The organism is Stenotrophomonas sp. SMYL8 (assembly GCF_036320065.1).
Taxonomy (GTDB): Bacteria; Pseudomonadota; Gammaproteobacteria; order Xanthomonadales; family Xanthomonadaceae; genus Stenotrophomonas; species Stenotrophomonas maltophilia_A.
Window position 1 is genome coordinate 168158 of the sequence record NZ_JAWIRR010000004.1, and the last position, 17514, is coordinate 185671.

The window sequence follows — 17514 nt, forward strand, 5'->3', positions numbered from 1 at the left end:
GGCCTTTGTGTTGCCCGGGTCGGTGCCGGCCGCCGGGGGGGGCCCCCGCGCCCCCCGCCCCCCCCCCCCGACTCTACGTGTCCAAGGCGGATCATCGCACTGTGCGGACTGGACCACTTGGCGTGCCGGGTGCGACCCGACGGGCCCGCGACAAATGTGGCCTCCAGCGGGTAGTAGCCGTCATTGCCGGGGACGGCGAATCGTCCACGCATGGCGTGGATCTACTGCCACCCCGGCGATGTACCTGGCGCTGTCGCTCATGCGCAGCGCCAGGCGCATCGCCGGTGCAGATGGGCCGGTCTCCAACTCCGACCGGCCCTGATCGCGGCCGCACCCCCGCAGGCGCTGGCCGCCATCCACACACGTGCCGCACTCAGGCGGCTTCCATCAAGCTGCTTCGGACACCTTCACGTCCCGACGGGCGCGCACGGCCGCAGCCAGTCGCTCCAGCACCGTCACGGTGGTGTCCCAGTCGATGCAGCCATCGGTGATGCTCTGCCCATAGACCAGCGGCTGGCCTTCCACCAGTTCCTGGCGGCCACCGACCAGATGGCTCTCGATCATCACGCCAACGATGCGCTGCTCGCCGTCTTCCAGCTGAACGGCGATGTCGTCGATCACCTTCGGCTGGTTCTCCGGGTTCTTCAGGCTGTTGGCATGGCTGGCGTCGATCATCAGACGCGTCGGCAACTTGGCCTTGGCCAGCACCTGGCAGGCCTCGGCAACACTGCCTGCGTCGTAGTTCGGCTGCTTGCCGCCGCGCAGGATCACATGGCAATCCGGGTTGCCGGTAGTCGACACGATGGCGGTGCCGCCCTGCTTGGTGACCGACAGGAAGTGATGCGGATTGGACGCGGCACCCACCGCGTCGGCGGCAATCTTCACGTTGCCATCGGTGCCGTTCTTGAAGCCGACCGGGCACGACAGCCCCGAGGCCAGCTCGCGATGCACCTGGCTTTCGGTGGTGCGTGCGCCGATCGCGCCCCATGCCACCAGGTCGGCGATGTACTGCGGCGAGATCACGTCGAGGAATTCGACACCGGCCGGCAGGCCGAGCTTGTTGATGTCGCGCAGCAGGCCGCGGGCGATGCGCAGGCCCTTGTCGATCCTGAAGCTGCCGTCCAGGTCCGGGTCGTTGATCAGGCCCTTCCAGCCCACCGTGGTGCGCGGCTTCTCAAAGTACACGCGCATGACGATTTCCAGTTCGCCGGCCAGTGCGTCGCGCAGCGGCTTCAGGCGCTGGGCGTATTCAATGGCAGCGTTCGGGTCGTGGATCGAGCACGGGCCCACCACCACCGCCAGGCGGTCGTCACGGCCGTGCAGGATCTGGTGCAGGGCCGCGCGCGAGGCGCTGACGGTGTCGGAAGCTTCATCGTCACAAGGCAGCATCGCCAGCAGCTGGGCAGGCGGTGTCAGCGGTTCGATGGTGCGGATACGCAGGTCGTCGGTGTGCGGGGGCATTGCGGGAGATCTCCGGAACGTTGGGGGTCCCCAGCGTGGCGGCATGAAAAAAGCCGCCAGGTTCGCTGGCGGCTTTCGGGAATGCGTCTGAAGCTTTCTTCAGGGTGAGCGCAGTCCTTCCTCCGCCAGTGGCTTCGGAAAGTAATACCAGTAAAAGCTGGTGGGGGCTGCGTTCATGGGATCTATTGATAACACAGCTTTTGCGCAGTGCAAAATGTTTCATCCGCAACTGGGGACGCGGTTCAGCGAGGTGCGCACCAGCCATGCCTACGCGGCGGCAGCCACGCAAAGTTGCTCATTTACCATGCACTTCCACATCCAGCAGCAGGCCCTCATGGATGTCGGCCCAGCGCTCCAGCACGCGGTCCAGCTCCTGCCTGGCTTCGTCCAGCTGCTCGGGGTTGAGCAGGGAACGCGCGGTGTAGAGGTCGGAAACCAACCGCCGCAGGACCGATTCCGGAATGGCCACCGACGGCCCCTCCAAGCCCGGCAACTGCAACGCCGGGCTGTCGCCAAGAGGGCCGAACAGCGTGACCTGGAGCGTGCTCTGCATGATCGACTTCCCTGCGGATGGACATGGGCAATGTCCTGTTTACCGTGTCTGGGTGACAGGCGCATGTGCCTCCCATGCCGAGGCCCGGGATCTGCCGGCGTCTGCCGCCCCGCTACAGGGCGGCCAGGTCGGCCAGGTGCTGGGCCATGCTGTCCATCGCGCCTACCGCATGGGTGGTGGTGAAGTACGCATGCCAGCCGGTCGCGGCGATGCCGGCCACCAGCGCATCGACCTCCTCGCGGCTTGCACAGCGCCAGACCGCATAGAACTGCTCATCGCTGCCGTGCGGTACGCCCGTGGCAATGCGGCCCATCGCCAGCGGCGTGATGCGGGCTGGATCGAACTGCTGCATGCCAGCGCCAATACGGGCGAAGAAGGCATTCCGCTGCTCGGGTGGGAGTGCGGTCCAGGCAGGTGTGGCGGTGTAGAGCTCGATGAAGGTGTGCGACATGGTGGTTCTTCCTTGAGGTTTACGAGGTTGCGGGGTTGCCGGCCAGCGGCCGGCACTACCGGAACGAGCGCAATGCGCGTTTGCGGATGTAGGCGTTGGCGTCGCTGTGGCGCTCGTGCTGCCAACGCGTGCACAGCTGGCGCAGCCACTGCGGCTGAGTCTTGCCGGCGTCATTGAGCCAGTTGCCGACCGAATCCTGCACATAGCGTTCCGGGTCGTCAGCCAGTGCTTCCAACATGGGTAACGCAAGTTCCGGATGCTGCTTGAACAGTGCGATATGCGTGGCCCAGACACCGCGTGGGCGCAGCGCTTCACAGGCGAAGCGGCGCAGGTACGGCGATGTTTCCTGTGTCCAGGGTTGCAGGTACTCAAGCGCCTGCATCGGCGCGGCAACGATGTCCGTGCGTAGCGCCAGCCACGCCCATTCGCGCACACCGAAGTGTGGGTCATCGGCCAGCGTGCGCATCTGCTGCAGCGTCTCTGCCAACGTTGCGCGGGCATCGCTGCCGACCAGATAGCAGGCCCAGCCACGCACGGTATCGGAGCTGTGATCCTGCCAGAACTCAGGCGCGCCCTGCCCCGCCTCACGCAGCAGTTGCGCGGCCAAGGCCATGCGCAGCGTGATGCCCTTGCCTGAGGCATCCCGCATGCGTTGCAGCGCTTCCGGTGCAAGCTCAGGCGCCACCACCTGCAGCAACGCGGCGAAATCCACTGCCAGGCATTCGGCCAGATGGGTGGTGGCAACGCGACCGGTGTTGAGTTCATGCAGGCGTTGCGCCGCAATCGCCGGGCTCATGCTGCAGACTCTCGTCCAGCATCGGTGTGCTGCCAGACCTTGTGCAGCAACCGCGACAGCTGCTGCTGTTCATCTGTATCCAGACCATTGAACAGGCCACCGATCCACTGTGTGTGCTGGTCAAACAGTGTCTCGGCCAAGCGTTTTCCCCGTGCGGTCAATACGATCTGCAGGCGACGGCCATCCTCAGCATCGCTGCGACGCTGCAGCAGTTCTTCGCGCTGCAGGCCATCGAGCAGGCCGCTGATGGTGGCGCGGGTGACGCCAGCGCGCTCGGCAAGCTCATGGGGCGGCAGCGTGCCACCGGCGCCGTGCAGCAGGAACAGCACGATGAAGCGCCCTTCGCTGAGCCCATGTGGCGCCAGCCGGGTGGCGCAATCGTGGTCGATGGACGACGACAACGACAGCAGCTGGAAGCACAGGCGCAGCTGCGCAACATTGGCATGGCCGCGTCGCTGCGCCTCATCCATCAGGGCATGGTACTTGGCTTCGATCATCTCGTGATGAGCATATGATTAGGCGACTAATCATATGCCATCCCCTTCGGCGTGGCTACCAGTCCATCACCTTCGCCGCCGGCCCGGGATGCGACGGGAACAACGGCAGTACCTCCTCGGCCAGCTCCTGCAGCACCTCGCCGGCAGGCCGCTCGGCGAACTGGATCCCCAGTGCGGCATGGTTGACGCCGGCCCGCTGCCAGGCCTGCAGCAGGTCGATCAGGCCCTTGCGGCCGGTGCGCAGGGTATAGCCCCCCTGCAGCGGCGTGCGTGGATGATCCGGGTCATCCACCAGGTCGATCCATTCGTTGGTCACGTGCGGGCGGAAGCCGCCGTCCGGGATCAGCGCGCGCCACGCGCGGATCTTCGCGGCCAGCCGTTGCGGGCCGGCATCGTCATGGGTGGCCTCGGGATAGGTCAACCAGCCATCGGCATGCTGGCCGATCCATTCCAATGGCTGGCGTGCGCCACCGGTGACAATCAGCGGAACGCGGCCACTGACCGTGGGCGGCAGCAACTGCACGCCCTGCTCGGCACCGGCATGTGTCATCCGCCCATCCGTGCCCGGTTGCAGCCAACGGCGCATCTCGTTCATTGCGGTGGCGAAACGCTCTCCGCGCGCCGCGTGCTCCAGTCCATAGGCCGGGAACTCCAGCGGTCGATCACCGGACGCCACACCCATCACCAGCCGCCCACCGGACAGCTGATCGATCGACGCCGCGGCCTTGGCCAGATCGATCGGATGGCGCAGTGGCAGCACCACGCTGCCGGTGGCCAGGGCCACGCGCTGTGTGCGCGCTGCCAGCCACGCAAGGTAGGTGAATGGATCGAACAGCTGCCCCGCATCGCCGAACAACGGATCGAACAGCGGTACGTCACGCACCCATACCGCAGCGAAGCCATGGCGGTCGATCTCCTCCACCAGCCGCGCCTGGCCCTGCAGCACGGCCATGTCGCCCTGGTAGAAGCGCAGCGGCAGGTAGATGCCCAGGGTCAGCGCGTCGGCGCGGAACATGCGCTGGTAGCCCGGGTGCGTGGCAAAGGCGGGCGCCGATGCGCCCGGCATCGCAATGGAATCATTCATCAGCATCGCCTCCTTACGGTCCGGTGGCCGGTTCGGGCAGCTGCACGCCGCGCTGTACCGCAGGGCGTGCGGCAACCCGTGCGTACCACGCATCCAGATGGCGATGCCGCGACAAATCGATGCCGATGATGCGGGCGATGTGCAGCCAGCCGAAGTGGGCGATGTCGGCAATCGAGTAGTGATCGCCAGCCAACCACTCGCGTCCCTGCAGGCGCTGGTCGAGTACGCCGAACAGCTCGTCGCTCAGGCGGCGGTAGCGTTCGATTGACGCGGAATCGGGCTGTTGTGCGAAATGCTCGAAGTGCACGCGCTGGCCGAGGATCGGGCCGACGCTGGCGGCATGGAACATCAGCCAGGTCAGCGTCTCCCAGCGCGCAGCCGGTTCGGAAGGCAGCAACGCATTGCCCTGTTCGGCCAGGTACATCAGGATCGCCGCCGACTCGAAGACAACGATGCCGCGCGCGCGATCTTCCAGCACGGGAATGCGGCCATGCGGGTTGAGCCGCAGGAAGTCGGGATGGCGATGTTCACCATCGGCGATGTGGACGTGGTGAAGGCGATAGGGAAGACCCAGCTCTTCCAGTGCGATGGTGGCCTTGAAGCCATTGGGAGAACTGTCGGAGTACAGGTGCAGCGAAGGTTCGTTCATGGGAATCCTGGACGGCAGGGAGCGACGGCATGCACCGGCCGTTGAAGGTGGCCGGGCGATGCGGGAACGGGCGCTGCAGCAGCCGTGCAGGCAGTCTAGGAAGGGCCTGAGTCGCGGGGAAACGATGTCTTCTGCACGGGGAGTTGAGCGGGGCTCAACGTGCGCGACGCGCGCGCGACAGGCTGCAGTGCGGTCGATATGCTGTCGCAGCGCGGCGCGTGCCGACGCGGTTACAGGAGAGTGGAAATGGGTGCGGTGCTGCCGCTGCTGGGCCTGCGGGCCTTCGTTGAAACCGGCCGCCATGGCAGCCTGACCGCCGCCGCCGATGCGATGGGGGTGACACCTGGTGCAATCAGCCAGCAGCTTCGACAGCTGCAGGAGCGGCTGGGCGTGAGCCTGTTCGACCGCACCCGGCATGGCGTGGTGCTCAGTGCAGCCGGCGCGCGCGTGTATCCGGAGCTGCTGCAGGCCTTCGATCAGATCGCACAGAGCCTGCAGACACTCGAACGCTGGGAAACACGGTGCACGCTGCGCATCAGCGCGGCACCGAGCTTCGCCGCACAGTGGTTGGCGCCGCGACTGGGCGGGTTCAGTGCGTTGCATCCGCAGGTGGACGTTCAGCTGGATGCGAGCGCGGCGTTGGTCGACCTGCGCCGCGAGGGGGTGGACATAGCGATCCGTCATGGACTGGGCCGCTACCCTGGCCTGCATGCCGAGCACCTGATGGCACCGGTACTGCTGCCGGTGGCCAGCCCTGCGCTGCTGGCCAGCGCGCCTGCCGTGGGTACGGTGCAGGATTGCCTGCAGTTGCCGCTGCTGCAGGACGCCGACCGCAGCGACTGGCGGCTGTGGTTCCAGGCACTGGATCTGCCCGGCGATGAACGACTGGAGCGCGGCCCTGCGTTCGATGACGACCTGTTGCTGATCCGCGCGGCGGTGGCCGGGCAAGGCATCGCCCTGGTGCGCGACATCCACGCGGCCGAAGAACTCGCCAATGGCCGGCTGCAGGTGGTGATCGACCAGCCCTGGCCACAGGCCTTCGCCTACTACGCGGTGACGCGTGCGGACGGCGAGGCCAACGCTGCGATACCTGCTTTCATGACCTGGTTGCATGCAGCACTGATGACGCCGCAGGCAGCAGGCACACACACCCTGCAGGACGCAGGATGAGCCGCTCGGAGAGCGATGCCATCGCAGCCGGCCACAAAAAAACCCCGCCTTGCGGCGGGGTTTTTCATTGCGGGGCGAACGCGGGGACTTAGAAGTCCATGCCGCCCATGCCACCCATGCCGCCCATGCCACCGGCGCCACCCATGGCCGGCTCGTCCTTCTTCGGAGCTTCGGCAACCATGGCTTCGGTGGTGATCATCAGGCCAGCGATCGAGGCCGCGTTCTGCAGCGCCGAACGGGTCACCTTGGTCGGGTCCAGGATGCCGAACTGCAGCATGTCACCGAACTCGCCGGTGGCGGCGTTGTAGCCGAAGCTGCCGGTGCCTTCCTTGACCTTGTTGATGATGACCGACGGTTCTTCACCGGCGTTGGCCACGATTTCGCGCAGCGGGGCTTCCATCGCGCGCAGGGCGATCTGGATGCCGTGGTTCTGGTCTTCGTTGGCACCCTTCAGGCCGGCCAGTGCGGTGACCGCACGGACCAGGGCCACGCCGCCGCCCGGGACCACGCCTTCTTCAACGGCTGCACGGGTAGCGTGCAGGGCGTCGTCGACGCGATCCTTCTTTTCCTTCATTTCGATTTCGGTCGAAGCACCGACCTTGATCACGGCAACGCCGCCGGCCAGCTTGGCCACGCGTTCCTGCAGCTTCTCGCGGTCGTAATCCGAGGAGGTGTCCTGGATCTGGGTCTTGATCTGGCCGACGCGTGCGTCGACGGCAGCCTTGTCACCCACGCCATCGATGATGGTGGTGTTTTCCTTGGAGACCTGCACCTTCTTGGCGCGGCCCAGGTCCTTGATGGTGGCCTTTTCCAGCGACAGGCCCACTTCTTCGGAGATCACGGTGCCGCCGGTCAGCACGGCCATGTCTTCCAGCATCGCCTTGCGACGGTCGCCGAAGCCCGGCGCCTTGACGGCCACGACCTTGACGATGCCACGGATGGTGTTGACCACCAGGGTCGCCAGCGCTTCGCCTTCAACTTCTTCGGCAACGATCAGCAGCGGCTTGCCGGCCTTGGCGACGCCTTCCAGCACCGGCAGCAGGTCACGGACGTTGGAGATCTTCTTGTCGTGCAGCAGGATGAACGGGTCATCCAGGTCAGCGGTCTGCGACTGCTGGTTGTTGATGAAGTACGGGGACAGGTAGCCGCGGTCGAACTGCATGCCCTTGACCACGTCCAGCTCGTTGTCCAGGCCCGAGCCTTCTTCAACGGTGATCACGCCTTCCTTGCCGACTTCCTTCATCGCGTCAGCGATGATCTGGCCGATCGACTCGTCCGAGTTGGCCGAGATGGTACCGACCTGGGCAATCGCCTTGTCGTCGGCGGTCGGCTTGGAGATGGTCTTCAGCTCGGCAACGGCGGCCACGACGGCCTTGTCGATACCACGCTTGAGGTCCATCGGGTTCATGCCGGCGGCCACGGCCTTGGCGCCTTCGCGGATCAGGGCCTGGGCCAGCACGGTGGCGGTGGTGGTGCCGTCGCCAGCGTCGTCGTTGGTGCGCGAAGCAACTTCCTTCACCATCTGCGCACCCATGTTCTCGAACTTGTCAGCCAGTTCGATTTCCTTGGCGACGGAGACGCCGTCCTTGGTGATGGTCGGTGCGCCGAAGCTCTTTTCCAGCACGACGTTGCGGCCCTTCGGGCCCAGGGTGGCCTTGACGGCATTGGCGAGAACGTTGACGCCGCGCACCATGCGCGAACGGGCGTCTTCACCGAAACGAATATCCTTGGCAGCCATTGCAATTACCTCATTGGTAGCGCCGGACGATGCCCGGCGGCTGGGATTTGGGGATCAGGTTGAAACAGGTCGCGCCGAGGCTCAGCCGATGACGGCGAGCACGTCGTCTTCGCGCAGGACCTTGTACTCGACGCCTTCGCTCTTGTACGAGCTGCCGGCGTACTGGCCGTAGATGACCTTGTCGCCGACCTTCAGCGACGGCGCGCGCACGCTGCCGTTGTCCAGCGGCTTGCCCGGGCCGACGGCCACGACTTCACCCTTGGTGGACTTTTCCTTGGCCGAATCCGGAATGACGATGCCACCGGCGGAGATTTCGTCGGCTTCGATCGGCTTGACCACAACGCGGTCGTGCAGCGGCTTGATGCTCATGAGAGACCTCTTAAGTTATTGATTGGTCTGAAAAAGTCTGGCGATGTTAGCACTCACCCCAGGTGACTGCCAGCATTGCTCGCGAAAAAGCCCGATGAATCGGGAGCAGGACAGAGATGGAGCTGGCCCCGGACCTTTCAAGGCCGCTCGCGGAAAAAATTTCACTGCCCCGGGCCCACTCGATCTGCGCCCATGTGAAGGCCTGGATGCCGGTGCAACGCGGCAACCCTGTCTCTGGAATCCTCGACTTTTGGTGACTCGCGTCGCACTGTCAGATATCTGACGTTCATTTACGACAAAGTGTCACTGGATCGGCCTTAGGCTCGGCCGCGCATTCCCAATCACAAGGAGTAGTCGATGCGATTGCTGTCCCCGCTTGCCGCCGCCTGCCTGCTGGCGCTGGCCGCCGCGCCGGCCCAGGCCGAGGTCTTCATCAACGAACTGCACTACGACGACAGCACCGCCGCCGGTGACGTCGGCGAAGCCATCGAAGTGGTCGCTACCGCGGGCGAGGACCTGTCCGGCTACCGCCTCTATCTCTACAACGGCAGCAATCCTTCAGCCGCCACGGTCTACGCCAACAATCCGGTCCCGGCCGGCACCGCCGCGGGTTGCGGCAGCGCCACCCTGGCCGTGGTCAGCTACCCGACCAACGGCCTGCAGAACGGTCCGAACGACGGCATCGCCCTGGTCGATGCCAGCGGCAAGGTGGTCCAGTTCCTCAGCTACGAGGGCGCCATCACCGCCTCCGGTGGCCCTGCCGCCGGCATGACCAGCCAGAACATTCCGGTGGCCGAGACCAACAGCACGGCCCCCGGCACCTCGTTGCAGCTGACCGGCAGCGGCAGCCAGTACGCCCACTTCACCTGGGCCGAGTCGGCCAGGCAGACCTTCGGCAGCTGCAACAACGGCCAGACCTTCAGCGGCGGCGGCACCCCGGGCCCGAACACGCCGCCGTCGGTCTCCACCACCACCCCGGCGCAGGGCAGCAGCACCTTCCCGGCCGCCGCCGACCTGGAAGTGGTGTTCAGCGAGACGGTGAACCTGGCCAGCGGCGCCTTCGCCCTGAGCTGCGGCACCTCCGGCAGCGTGCCGCTGACCTACCCGGCCAGCGGCCGCAGCGTGAAGCTGTCCACCAACACCGCGCTGGTGGCCGGTGAAGCCTGCCGCTTCGACATCCGCGCCGCGCGCATCACCGACCTGCAGGGGGCGCACCCCGCCGCCGACAGCCGCATCGCCTTCACCGTGGCCAGCACCGGCGGCAATCCGGACCCGGGCAACCCGGGCGTGCCGGCCGGTTACTACTCCAAGGTCAATACCAGCAGCCCCAGCCAGCTGCGCTGCTCGCTGCACGCCACCATCAAGGGCCACACCGCCTACCCGTACAGCGGCTCGGACACCAGCACCTGGACCATCCTGGAAATCGCCGACGAGGATCCGAACAACAGCGGCAGGATCCTGGATGCGTACCGCAACCGCAGCTACGCCAAGGTGACCGACCGCGCCGGCAGCGGCGGCGGCCTGAAGTACAACCGCGAGCACACCTGGCCGAACTCGCTGGGCTTTGCCAGCACCACCGGCGACAAGGGCCTGCCGTACGCGCCGTACACCGACACCCACATGCTGTACCTGACCGACGCGCAGTGGAACGCCGACCGTGGCAACAAGCCGTTCGGCAAGTGCGACGCCAACTGCGGCGAGCGTGCCACCGAGGCCAACAACGGCCAGGGCGGCGGCAGCGGCGGCTACCCGGGCAACTCCAACTGGGTGCGCACGCCGGACGGCAACACCGGCACCTTCGAGGTGTGGGGCAAGCGCAAGGGCGACATGGCGCGTGCGGTGATGTACATGGCGATCCGCTACGAGGGCGGCAAGGATGCGGCCACCGGCCAGTCCGAGCCGGACCTGGAGCTGACCGACGACCGCAGCAGGATCGTCAAGACCAGCAGTTCGCCGGCCTACATGGGCCTGCTCTCGACGCTGATCGACTGGCACCTGTCCGATCCGCCGGATGAAGCCGAGCGTGCCCGCAACGACGTGATCTACAGCTTCCAGGGCAACCGCAACCCGTTCATCGACCACCCCGAGTGGGCGACCCCGGGCCTGTTCACCTCGGCCAAGCCGGCCTCCTGCCAGCTGGCCAACTGACCGCGCAACGCAGCGGTCCACTGCCGCCGCCGGGCCCTGACCCGGCGGCGGCCCTATACTCGACGGTCATGTCGACCGTCGATCCCGTCCTGCTGCTGTTGACCACCTGCCCGGACCGGGCCAGTGCCGAGCGCATCGCGCACGCGCTGGTCGGCGAGCGCCTGGCCGCGTGCGTGACCCGCCTCGATGGCGCGCAGTCGACCTACCGCTGGCAGGGCGAGGTGACCACCGACGCCGAGCTGCAGCTGCTGGTGAAAACCACCGCGAGTCGCGTCGATGACGCGATTGCCCGGATCGTCGAACTGCATCCGTATGAACTCCCGGAGTGCATTGCGGTCGAAACCCGGGCCGGCCTGCCGGCGTATCTGGACTGGATCCGGGCACAGACCCGGGAGGACACTGATTGAAGACTCTGTTTGCGCGTGGCGCCGCCTTGTGCGCCCTGTTGTGGCTCTCGCTGCCGGCGTTCGCCCTGGATGAGAAAGACCTGTTGCCGGTGGACCAGGCGTTCGCACTGACCGCGACCGCCGCCGAGCGTGGCCAGGTGCAACTGCAGTTCAAGATCGCACCGGGCTATTACCTGTATCGCCACCGCACCGGCGTCAAGGCGGATCCGGCCTTCAATGCCGGCGCGCTGCAGATGCCCAAGGGCGACAAGCACCACGACGATTTCTTCGGCGAAGTCGAAACCTATCGCGAACGCCTGCAGGCCACCCTGCCCGGCACGCCGACCGATGCCGCCGGCACCATCAGCCTGGAAGTGCGTTACCAGGGCTGCGCCGATGCCGGTGTCTGCTACCCGCCGCAGAAGCGCGTGGTGCAGGTCACCCTGCCCAGTGCCGGTGCGGCGGCCGCGGTGCCTGCCGCGCGTGCCGGTGCCGCAAGCCCGTTCAACAACCCGCTGGCCGGTGCCGGCAACAGCGGTGGCCTGCGCCTGCCGGGCGCGGCCAACAACAGCCAGGCGCTGCCGCTGCCGTCGGAGCAGGCGTTCGGCTTCGACGCCATCGCCAGCGACGGCAATACCCTGCTGCTGCGCTTCAGCCCGGCGCCGGGCTACTACCTGTATCGCGACCGCACTTCGGTGAAGCTGGACGGCAGCACCGGGGTGCTGGCCGACAAGCTGCGCTGGCCTGCCGCACAGTCGCATCGCGACGAACACTTCGGCGATGTCTCGGTGTACTTCAACCAGGTGGAAGTGCCGCTGCCGCTGCGCCGCTCCATCGCCGATGCGGTCGACAGCACTCTGGTGGTGACCTTCCAGGGTTGCCAGACCGATGGCATCTGCTACCCGCCGATGACCCGCCGGGTGAAGCTGTCCATTCCGGCCGGGAAGGTCAGCAGCAGCGCCGATCAGGCGCCACCGCGCAATGAGGTGATCAGCCCGCTGCCTGCTGCCAACGGCGCACCACGCGAAGCCGCCAACGGCGCGCCACTGCGCCTGCTGCCAACCGTGCCCAATACGGATGCAACGGCCCCTGCTGCAGGTGACGGCACCGCCAGCCGTGAGTTCGCCGCCGATGCACAGGGCGACAACGCGCTGCGCACGCGACCGCCGGTGACCACGCCGAATCCGGACCGTTCGTTCGTATGGGTCCTGCTGCTGGCGCTGGCCGGTGGCCTGGTACTGAACCTGATGCCCTGCGTGCTGCCGATCCTGTCGCTGAAGGTCCTGAGCCTGGCGCAGAGTGGCGAAAGCCCGCAGCGCGCGCGCAGCCATGCCCTCTGGTACACGCTGGGCGTCTTGGTCGCGTTCGCGGTGATCGGTGCGTTGATGGTTGGCCTGCGCGCGATCGGCAACGCCGTCGGCATCGGCTTCCAGCTGCAGCACCCGGGCGTGGTGGCGGCGCTGGCCTACATCATGTTCGCGGTGGGCCTGAGCCTGTCCGGCGTGTTCACCCTCGGCGGCGGCATCGGCAACCTCGGCCAGTCGCTGGCCAGCCGCAGTGGCCCGGCCGGTGATTTCTTCACCGGTGCGCTGGCCTGCGTGGTCGGCAGTGCCTGCGTCGGCCCGTTCATGGGCGGCGCGATTGCCTACGCGTTCATTGCCCCCCCGCTGAAGGCGATGACCGTGTTCCTGTTCCTCGGCCTGGGCCTGGCCCTGCCGTTCCTGCTGATCGGCTTCGTGCCGGCGCTGGCGCGCCGCCTGCCCAAGCCGGGCCCGTGGATGGAAACGCTCAAGCACGTGCTGGCCTTCCCGATGTATGCCACCGTGCTGTGGCTGCTGTGGGTGCTGGGCAAGCAGCGCGGCGTGGACGGCATGGCGCTGGTGCTGGGTGGCCTGCTGCTGCTGGCCTTCGGTCTGTGGCTGTTTGAACGCAACCGCTGGACCGGCTCGCGCGCCGTCACCCTGCTCGGCGTGCTGCTGGCGATCGGTGCCCTGGTTCCGGCCTGGGGCGTGACCCAGCTGGCAGCGCCGGCGCGTGCCGCACAGGCGGCCACTGACAACGTGGTCGAATACTCGCCGCAGCTGCTGGATCGCCTGCGCGCCGACAACCGCGTGGTGTTCGTGAACATGACCGCCGACTGGTGCGTGAGCTGCAAGGCCAACGAGCGCGCCGTGCTGTCGCGCCCAGAGTTCAAGGAACTGCTCAAGCGCACCAACGCGGTGTACATGCGCGGTGACTACACCAACGTCGATCCGCAGATCACCACGTTCCTGGAAGAGCACAAGGCCGTGGGCGTGCCGCTGTACGTGGTGTACGGCCCCGGCGCACCGCCGACCGTGCTGCCGACCCTGCTGACCCAGGCGGTGGTCGAGGAAGCGCTGCTGCGCACCGCACGATGAAATGGCAACGGCCAGCGCTGCTGTGGACAGCGGTGCTGGCCGCCGGCCTCGGCCTGTGGGCCGGGCATCGATTGGCTCCCGCGCCGGCTGCGCCTGAGGCCATGCCAGCGGCGCCTGCGGTGGCGGCGGTGGCACCCGCCCTGCAGGTCGGCGACAGCCTGCCCGCGCTGTCGCTGCCCGATCTTGAAGGCCGACCGCTGGACCTGCGCCAGCACGCTGCCGGCCGCCCGCTGTTGATCAATGTCTGGGCCAGCTGGTGCGCGCCCTGCGTTGAAGAAATGCCTGAACTGGCGCGCTTTGCCCACACCCAGGGCGACAACGGTGTGCAGGTTCTTGGCCTGGCGCTGGATACGCCGGAAGACGTGCGCGGTTTCCTGCAGCGGGTACCGGTGGATTACCCGATCGTGATCGAGACACCCGGGCCACGCGATGCCAGCGTGCAGCTGGGCAATACGCAGGGCCTGCTGCCCTACAGCGTGCTGTTCGATGCACAGGGCCGGCTGGTGAAGGCGAAGCTGGGGCCGTTCGCCCACGGCGAGATCGACAGCTGGGTGAAGTGAGGGTGTTTTTTGCAGGGCTTGCAGCCCTGCACCCTGCTCAATGCAACGCAACGGCAACGGCAACAGCCAAAGCGGGCATTCCGTGGGTTGGCGGGACGGTATCGGAGTGCGGGGACGCTGCAAGTACATCCCTGTAAGCTTGGCAGCCGCATCCATGCGGCTGACACCCCGCACTCCGACACCGCCCCACCTCTGACAGATCTTCGCGGCTGTTGGTAGGTGTCGACCTTGGTCGACACATCTGTCAGATATCGAATGAAATTCCGGGGTCAGATCCGTTTTCCTGCGGAAAACGGATCTGACCCCAAAAGTATTTCCGACAGATCGCAGGAAACTGTCGAAGGCGGGGTGGGTCCGGTTGAGGGGGCGTGAGCGCCATGGATGGCGCGACCGAGGCTACATGGACGTATTCACGCCGTCCCCCGCAACCGGCCCCCCCCCCCGCCTCCTCACAGGAAACCCGCTGTTGCTTCGGCTGTTGCTTCTGAGGTTGCCGGCCAGCGGCCGGCACTACCGCGGGTGCCGGGCGCCGCCCGGCCGATATCCCCTGCTTGACCGCAGCCGGGGCGCCACGGAGAATTCCGCGACTAATTCTCATTTGCTGTTGCGCAGGATGCGGGCGGCAGCCTTCCAGGCCCTCCTCCTTCGATGTTCAAGAACGTCCTGTTCCAACTGCACTGGCTGCTGGGCATCACCGCCGGTGCCGTGCTGGCCGTGATGGGCCTCAGCGGCGCCGTGCTGTCCTTCGAGGATGAACTGCTGCGGGCGGCCAATCCCGGCTTCGCCGAGATCGCCGAGCACCATGCCGACGGCCAGCTTCCGCTTGAACTCAGCGAACTGGTGCCGCTGCTGCAGGCCGGCAGTGATCGCCCCCTGCAACGCCTGCGCGTGGATGCCACCGGGCAACGGCCCTCGGTGGCGCGCTTCGCTGGTGGCAAGGAACACTGGGTCTACTTCGATCCGTACACCGGCGAGCGCTTCAGCGCCCTGCGCGGGCAGGCGTTCTTCGATTTCGTCGAGGATCTGCATCGCCACCTCGCCGCCGGCGAGCGCGGCAAATGGATCACCGGCAGTTGTGCCATCGCGCTGCTGTTCTTCACCCTGTCCGGGCTCTACCTGCGCTGGCCGCGGCGCTGGTGGCACTGGCGCAGCTGGCTGGCGGTGGAATGGAAACGCAGCGGCCGTGGCTTCCTGTGGAGCCTGCACTCGGTGGTCGGCACCTGGGTGCTGTTGATCTACCTGATGAGTGCGCTGACCGGCCTGTGGTGGTCGTTCGACTGGTATCGCAGTGCCGCCAACACCCTGCTGGGCGTCGCACCGGCCGCCAGGCACAAGGTCGCCACCGACGCCGCCCTGAACCTGGAACGCATCGAAGCCACGCTGTACGCACTGCCCGGCGTGCGCACCGGCTACATCGACCTGCGCCTGCCGGAGAAGCCGGGGCAGGCACTGAACGTGCGGGTGATGGCAGGTGATCCGTCGCAGCGCGGCGGCCAGCATGACCGCGCGCATGATCTGCTGCAGCTGGACCCAGGCACGGGGGCCACGCTCGATGCCCGCCCCTATGCGCGCCAGGGCGCCGGCGCGCAGCTGGCCACCAGCGTGTTCGCGCTACACTCGGGCAGCTACTTCGGCGTGCCCGGGCGTGTCGTGGTGATGCTCAGCAGCCTGGGCATGAGCCTGTTCTTCATCACCGGCTGGATGCTCTACCTGGACCGCCGCCGCAGCCAGCGCGCCGCGCGTGACCTGCGCCAGTCGCTGCCAGCAACGCCTGCCGATGGCGGTGGTACGCCGTGGCTGGTGGTGCATGCCAGCCAGAGTGGACTGGGAGAACAACTGGCATGGCGCGCCGCCGCGCAGCTGCAGGCGTCCGGTCATGCGGTGCAGGTGCTGCCACTGGCCCGCGTTGATGCCGCGCAGCTGGCACGCACCGCGCAGGTGCTGTGGGTACTGAGCACCTTCGGCGACGGCGAGCCACCGGATGCGGCGCGAGGCGCTGCACGACGGCTGATGGCACAGACACTCGACCTGTCAGGCCTGCAGTTTGGACTGCTGGCGCTGGGTGACCGACAGTACCCGCACTACTGCGGCTTCGGTCGCCAGGTTGATGGCTGGCTGCTCGGCAACGGCGCGCGCCCGTTGTTCGACCGCGTCGAAGTCGATGCCGCCTCGGTAGCGGCCTTGCGCCAATGGCAGCTGCAGCTGGGCGCGCTGACCGGCATCGTCACCGATGACAGCGTGCTGCCGGCGGCCACGCAGATGCATGAGTGGCGGCTCCTCGGCCGCGACCGGCTCAATCCGGGCAGCATCGGTGGTGCCATCTGGCGCATCCGTCTTGCGCCACCGGCCGACGTGCAGTGGCAGGCGGGCGACATCCTGCATATCGCGCCCCGGCACAACGCACGGCATGCCAGCGCCGTGTTGAAGGCACAGGGGTTGGATCCGCTGCAGCCGCTGCTGGTGGACGGCCACCCACGCACCCTGCTGGCGCTGGCCAGTGAACGCGAGCTGCCCGAGGCCGACGCCGCACTGGCGGTGCAGGATGCCTGCCTGTGGCTGTCCGGATTGCCAACGCTGCCCGGACGCGAATACTCCATCGCCTCCTCCACGAGTGATGAAGTGGTGGAACTGGTAGTGCGCCTGGTGCATGACCTGTCGGGTCGAGCCGGGCTGGGCTCGGGCTGGCTGGCGCTGCATGCCCCGGTCGGTGCCAGCATCGTGGCCCGTGTGCATCGCAACCCCGGTTTCCATCGCATTGGCGGTGCGCCGATGGTGCTGATCGGCAACGGCACCGGCATCGCGGGTCTGCGCAGCCTGTTGCGCGAAGCTGCCCATGCAGGCGAGCACGGGCACTGGCTGCTGTTCGGTGAGCGCCAGCGCGCGCACGACTTCCTGTTCGCCGACGAGATCGAAGCGTGGCAGGCCGATGGCCATCTCGCGCGGGTGGACCTGGCGTTCTCGCGCGATGGCGAAGGTGGTTACGTGCAGGATTGCCTGCATGCCGCCACCGATGCGCTGCGCGAATGGATGCAGCGTGGTGCGGTGATTCATGTCTGCGGCTCGCTGCAGGGCATGGCCGAAGGCGTGGACCAGGTGCTGCGCGCTGCGCTGGGCGATGAGGTTGTGGAAACGCTGCTGGAGACCGGGCGCTACCGGCGCGACGTGTACTGAGCCACAAGGGTAGTGCCGGCCGCTGGCCGGCATGATCATCGACGGTGCCGGCCCCCGGGCGGCCAGACCGGGGCAGGGTCCA

15 protein-coding genes are annotated in these 17514 nt (G+C 67.0%); 6 read left to right on the forward strand and 9 right to left on the reverse strand.

Annotated elements, in window-relative coordinates; all coding sequences use genetic code 11:
• Positions 1–387: 387 nt before the first annotated feature.
• The 7 genes from V3B25_RS05780 to V3B25_RS05810 form a co-directional block, all read right to left on the reverse strand.
• Positions 388–1461, reverse strand: coding sequence for a 3-deoxy-7-phosphoheptulonate synthase (locus V3B25_RS05780; RefSeq protein ID WP_049423420.1), 1074 nt, complete (start codon positions 1459–1461; stop codon positions 388–390).
• A gap of 295 nt (positions 1462–1756) precedes the next feature.
• On the reverse strand, positions 1757–2014 hold the full coding sequence (locus V3B25_RS05785; protein WP_071227876.1) for a hypothetical protein: 258 nt from the start codon (positions 2012–2014) through the stop codon (positions 1757–1759).
• 112 nt (positions 2015–2126) lie between these two features.
• A complete protein-coding gene (locus V3B25_RS05790) occupies positions 2127–2465 on the reverse strand; it encodes a DUF6616 family protein (protein WP_121504284.1) in 339 nt (112 codons plus the stop codon).
• A gap of 55 nt (positions 2466–2520) precedes the next feature.
• A complete protein-coding gene (locus tag V3B25_RS05795; protein ID WP_329810291.1) occupies positions 2521–3261 on the reverse strand; it encodes a DNA alkylation repair protein in 741 nt (246 codons plus the stop codon).
• A complete protein-coding gene (locus tag V3B25_RS05800; protein WP_049423427.1) occupies positions 3258–3758 on the reverse strand; it encodes a MarR family transcriptional regulator in 501 nt (166 codons plus the stop codon). Before V3B25_RS05800 ends, V3B25_RS05795 begins: the two co-directional genes overlap by 4 nt.
• A gap of 55 nt (positions 3759–3813) precedes the next feature.
• Positions 3814–4842, reverse strand: coding sequence for an LLM class oxidoreductase (locus V3B25_RS05805; RefSeq protein ID WP_049423492.1), 1029 nt, complete (start codon positions 4840–4842; stop codon positions 3814–3816).
• 13 nt (positions 4843–4855) lie between these two features.
• Positions 4856–5491: a glutathione S-transferase family protein gene (locus V3B25_RS05810; protein WP_049423429.1), complete on the reverse strand. Its 636-nt coding sequence runs from the start codon at positions 5489–5491 to the stop codon at positions 4856–4858.
• A gap of 246 nt (positions 5492–5737) precedes the next feature.
• On the opposite strand from V3B25_RS05810, the gene V3B25_RS05815 reads away from it, so the two are divergent.
• Positions 5738–6661, forward strand: coding sequence for a LysR substrate-binding domain-containing protein (locus V3B25_RS05815; protein ID WP_049423431.1), 924 nt, complete (start codon positions 5738–5740; stop codon positions 6659–6661).
• A gap of 88 nt (positions 6662–6749) precedes the next feature.
• Here V3B25_RS05815 and groL read toward each other — a convergent pair whose 3' ends face one another.
• Positions 6750–8399, reverse strand: coding sequence for a chaperonin GroEL (groL, locus tag V3B25_RS05820; RefSeq protein WP_014038666.1), 1650 nt, complete (start codon positions 8397–8399; stop codon positions 6750–6752).
• Positions 8400–8480: 81 nt separating this feature from the next.
• Entirely contained in the window at positions 8481–8768 is a 288-nt protein-coding gene (locus V3B25_RS05825; protein ID WP_006396661.1) for a co-chaperone GroES, read from the reverse strand.
• 357 nt (positions 8769–9125) lie between these two features.
• Between V3B25_RS05825 and V3B25_RS05830 the strand changes: the two genes are divergently transcribed.
• The 5 genes from V3B25_RS05830 to V3B25_RS05850 all read left to right on the forward strand — a co-directional run bounded on the left by V3B25_RS05830 (position 9126) and on the right by V3B25_RS05850 (position 17432).
• Positions 9126–10916, forward strand: a complete 1791-nt coding sequence (locus V3B25_RS05830; RefSeq protein WP_329810292.1) for an endonuclease — start codon at positions 9126–9128, stop codon at positions 10914–10916.
• Positions 10917–10984: 68 nt separating this feature from the next.
• Positions 10985–11323: a divalent-cation tolerance protein CutA gene (gene cutA, locus V3B25_RS05835; protein WP_010481118.1), complete on the forward strand. Its 339-nt coding sequence runs from the start codon at positions 10985–10987 to the stop codon at positions 11321–11323.
• Positions 11320–13701 (forward strand): protein-disulfide reductase DsbD, encoded by a 2382-nt coding sequence (locus V3B25_RS05840; protein WP_329810293.1) that lies wholly within the window; start codon positions 11320–11322, stop codon positions 13699–13701. The genes cutA and V3B25_RS05840 overlap by 4 nt, the downstream gene beginning before the upstream one ends.
• Complete coding sequence (locus tag V3B25_RS05845) at positions 13698–14261, forward strand: TlpA disulfide reductase family protein (protein ID WP_121504276.1); 564 nt, start codon at positions 13698–13700, stop codon at positions 14259–14261. The genes V3B25_RS05840 and V3B25_RS05845 overlap by 4 nt, the downstream gene beginning before the upstream one ends.
• 648 nt (positions 14262–14909) lie before the next feature.
• Positions 14910–17432: a sulfite reductase flavoprotein subunit alpha gene (locus V3B25_RS05850; RefSeq protein ID WP_201117466.1), complete on the forward strand. Its 2523-nt coding sequence runs from the start codon at positions 14910–14912 to the stop codon at positions 17430–17432.
• Positions 17433–17514 lie beyond the last annotated feature (82 nt).

Excerpts from the sequence above, each read along its gene's own strand:
- V3B25_RS05780 (WP_049423420.1), bottom strand. The coding sequence starts at position 1,461 with ATGCCCCCGCACACCGACGACCTGCGTATCCGCACCATCGAACCGCTG.
- V3B25_RS05785 (WP_071227876.1), bottom strand. The coding sequence starts at position 2,014 with ATGCAGAGCACGCTCCAGGTCACGCTGTTCGGCCCTCTTGGCGACAGC.
- V3B25_RS05790 (WP_121504284.1), bottom strand. The coding sequence starts at position 2,465 with ATGTCGCACACCTTCATCGAGCTCTACACCGCCACACCTGCCTGGACC.
- V3B25_RS05795 (WP_329810291.1), bottom strand. The coding sequence starts at position 3,261 with ATGAGCCCGGCGATTGCGGCGCAACGCCTGCATGAACTCAACACCGGT.
- V3B25_RS05800 (WP_049423427.1), bottom strand. The coding sequence starts at position 3,758 with ATGATCGAAGCCAAGTACCATGCCCTGATGGATGAGGCGCAGCGACGC.
- V3B25_RS05805 (WP_049423492.1), bottom strand. The coding sequence starts at position 4,842 with ATGAATGATTCCATTGCGATGCCGGGCGCATCGGCGCCCGCCTTTGCC.
- V3B25_RS05810 (WP_049423429.1), bottom strand. The coding sequence starts at position 5,491 with ATGAACGAACCTTCGCTGCACCTGTACTCCGACAGTTCTCCCAATGGC.
- V3B25_RS05815 (WP_049423431.1), top strand. The coding sequence starts at position 5,738 with ATGGGTGCGGTGCTGCCGCTGCTGGGCCTGCGGGCCTTCGTTGAAACC.
- groL (WP_014038666.1), bottom strand. The coding sequence starts at position 8,399 with ATGGCTGCCAAGGATATTCGTTTCGGTGAAGACGCCCGTTCGCGCATG.
- V3B25_RS05825 (WP_006396661.1), bottom strand. The coding sequence starts at position 8,768 with ATGAGCATCAAGCCGCTGCACGACCGCGTTGTGGTCAAGCCGATCGAA.
- V3B25_RS05830 (WP_329810292.1), top strand. The coding sequence starts at position 9,126 with ATGCGATTGCTGTCCCCGCTTGCCGCCGCCTGCCTGCTGGCGCTGGCC.
- cutA (WP_010481118.1), top strand. The coding sequence starts at position 10,985 with ATGTCGACCGTCGATCCCGTCCTGCTGCTGTTGACCACCTGCCCGGAC.
- V3B25_RS05845 (WP_121504276.1), top strand. The coding sequence starts at position 13,698 with ATGAAATGGCAACGGCCAGCGCTGCTGTGGACAGCGGTGCTGGCCGCC.
- V3B25_RS05850 (WP_201117466.1), top strand. The coding sequence starts at position 14,910 with ATGTTCAAGAACGTCCTGTTCCAACTGCACTGGCTGCTGGGCATCACC.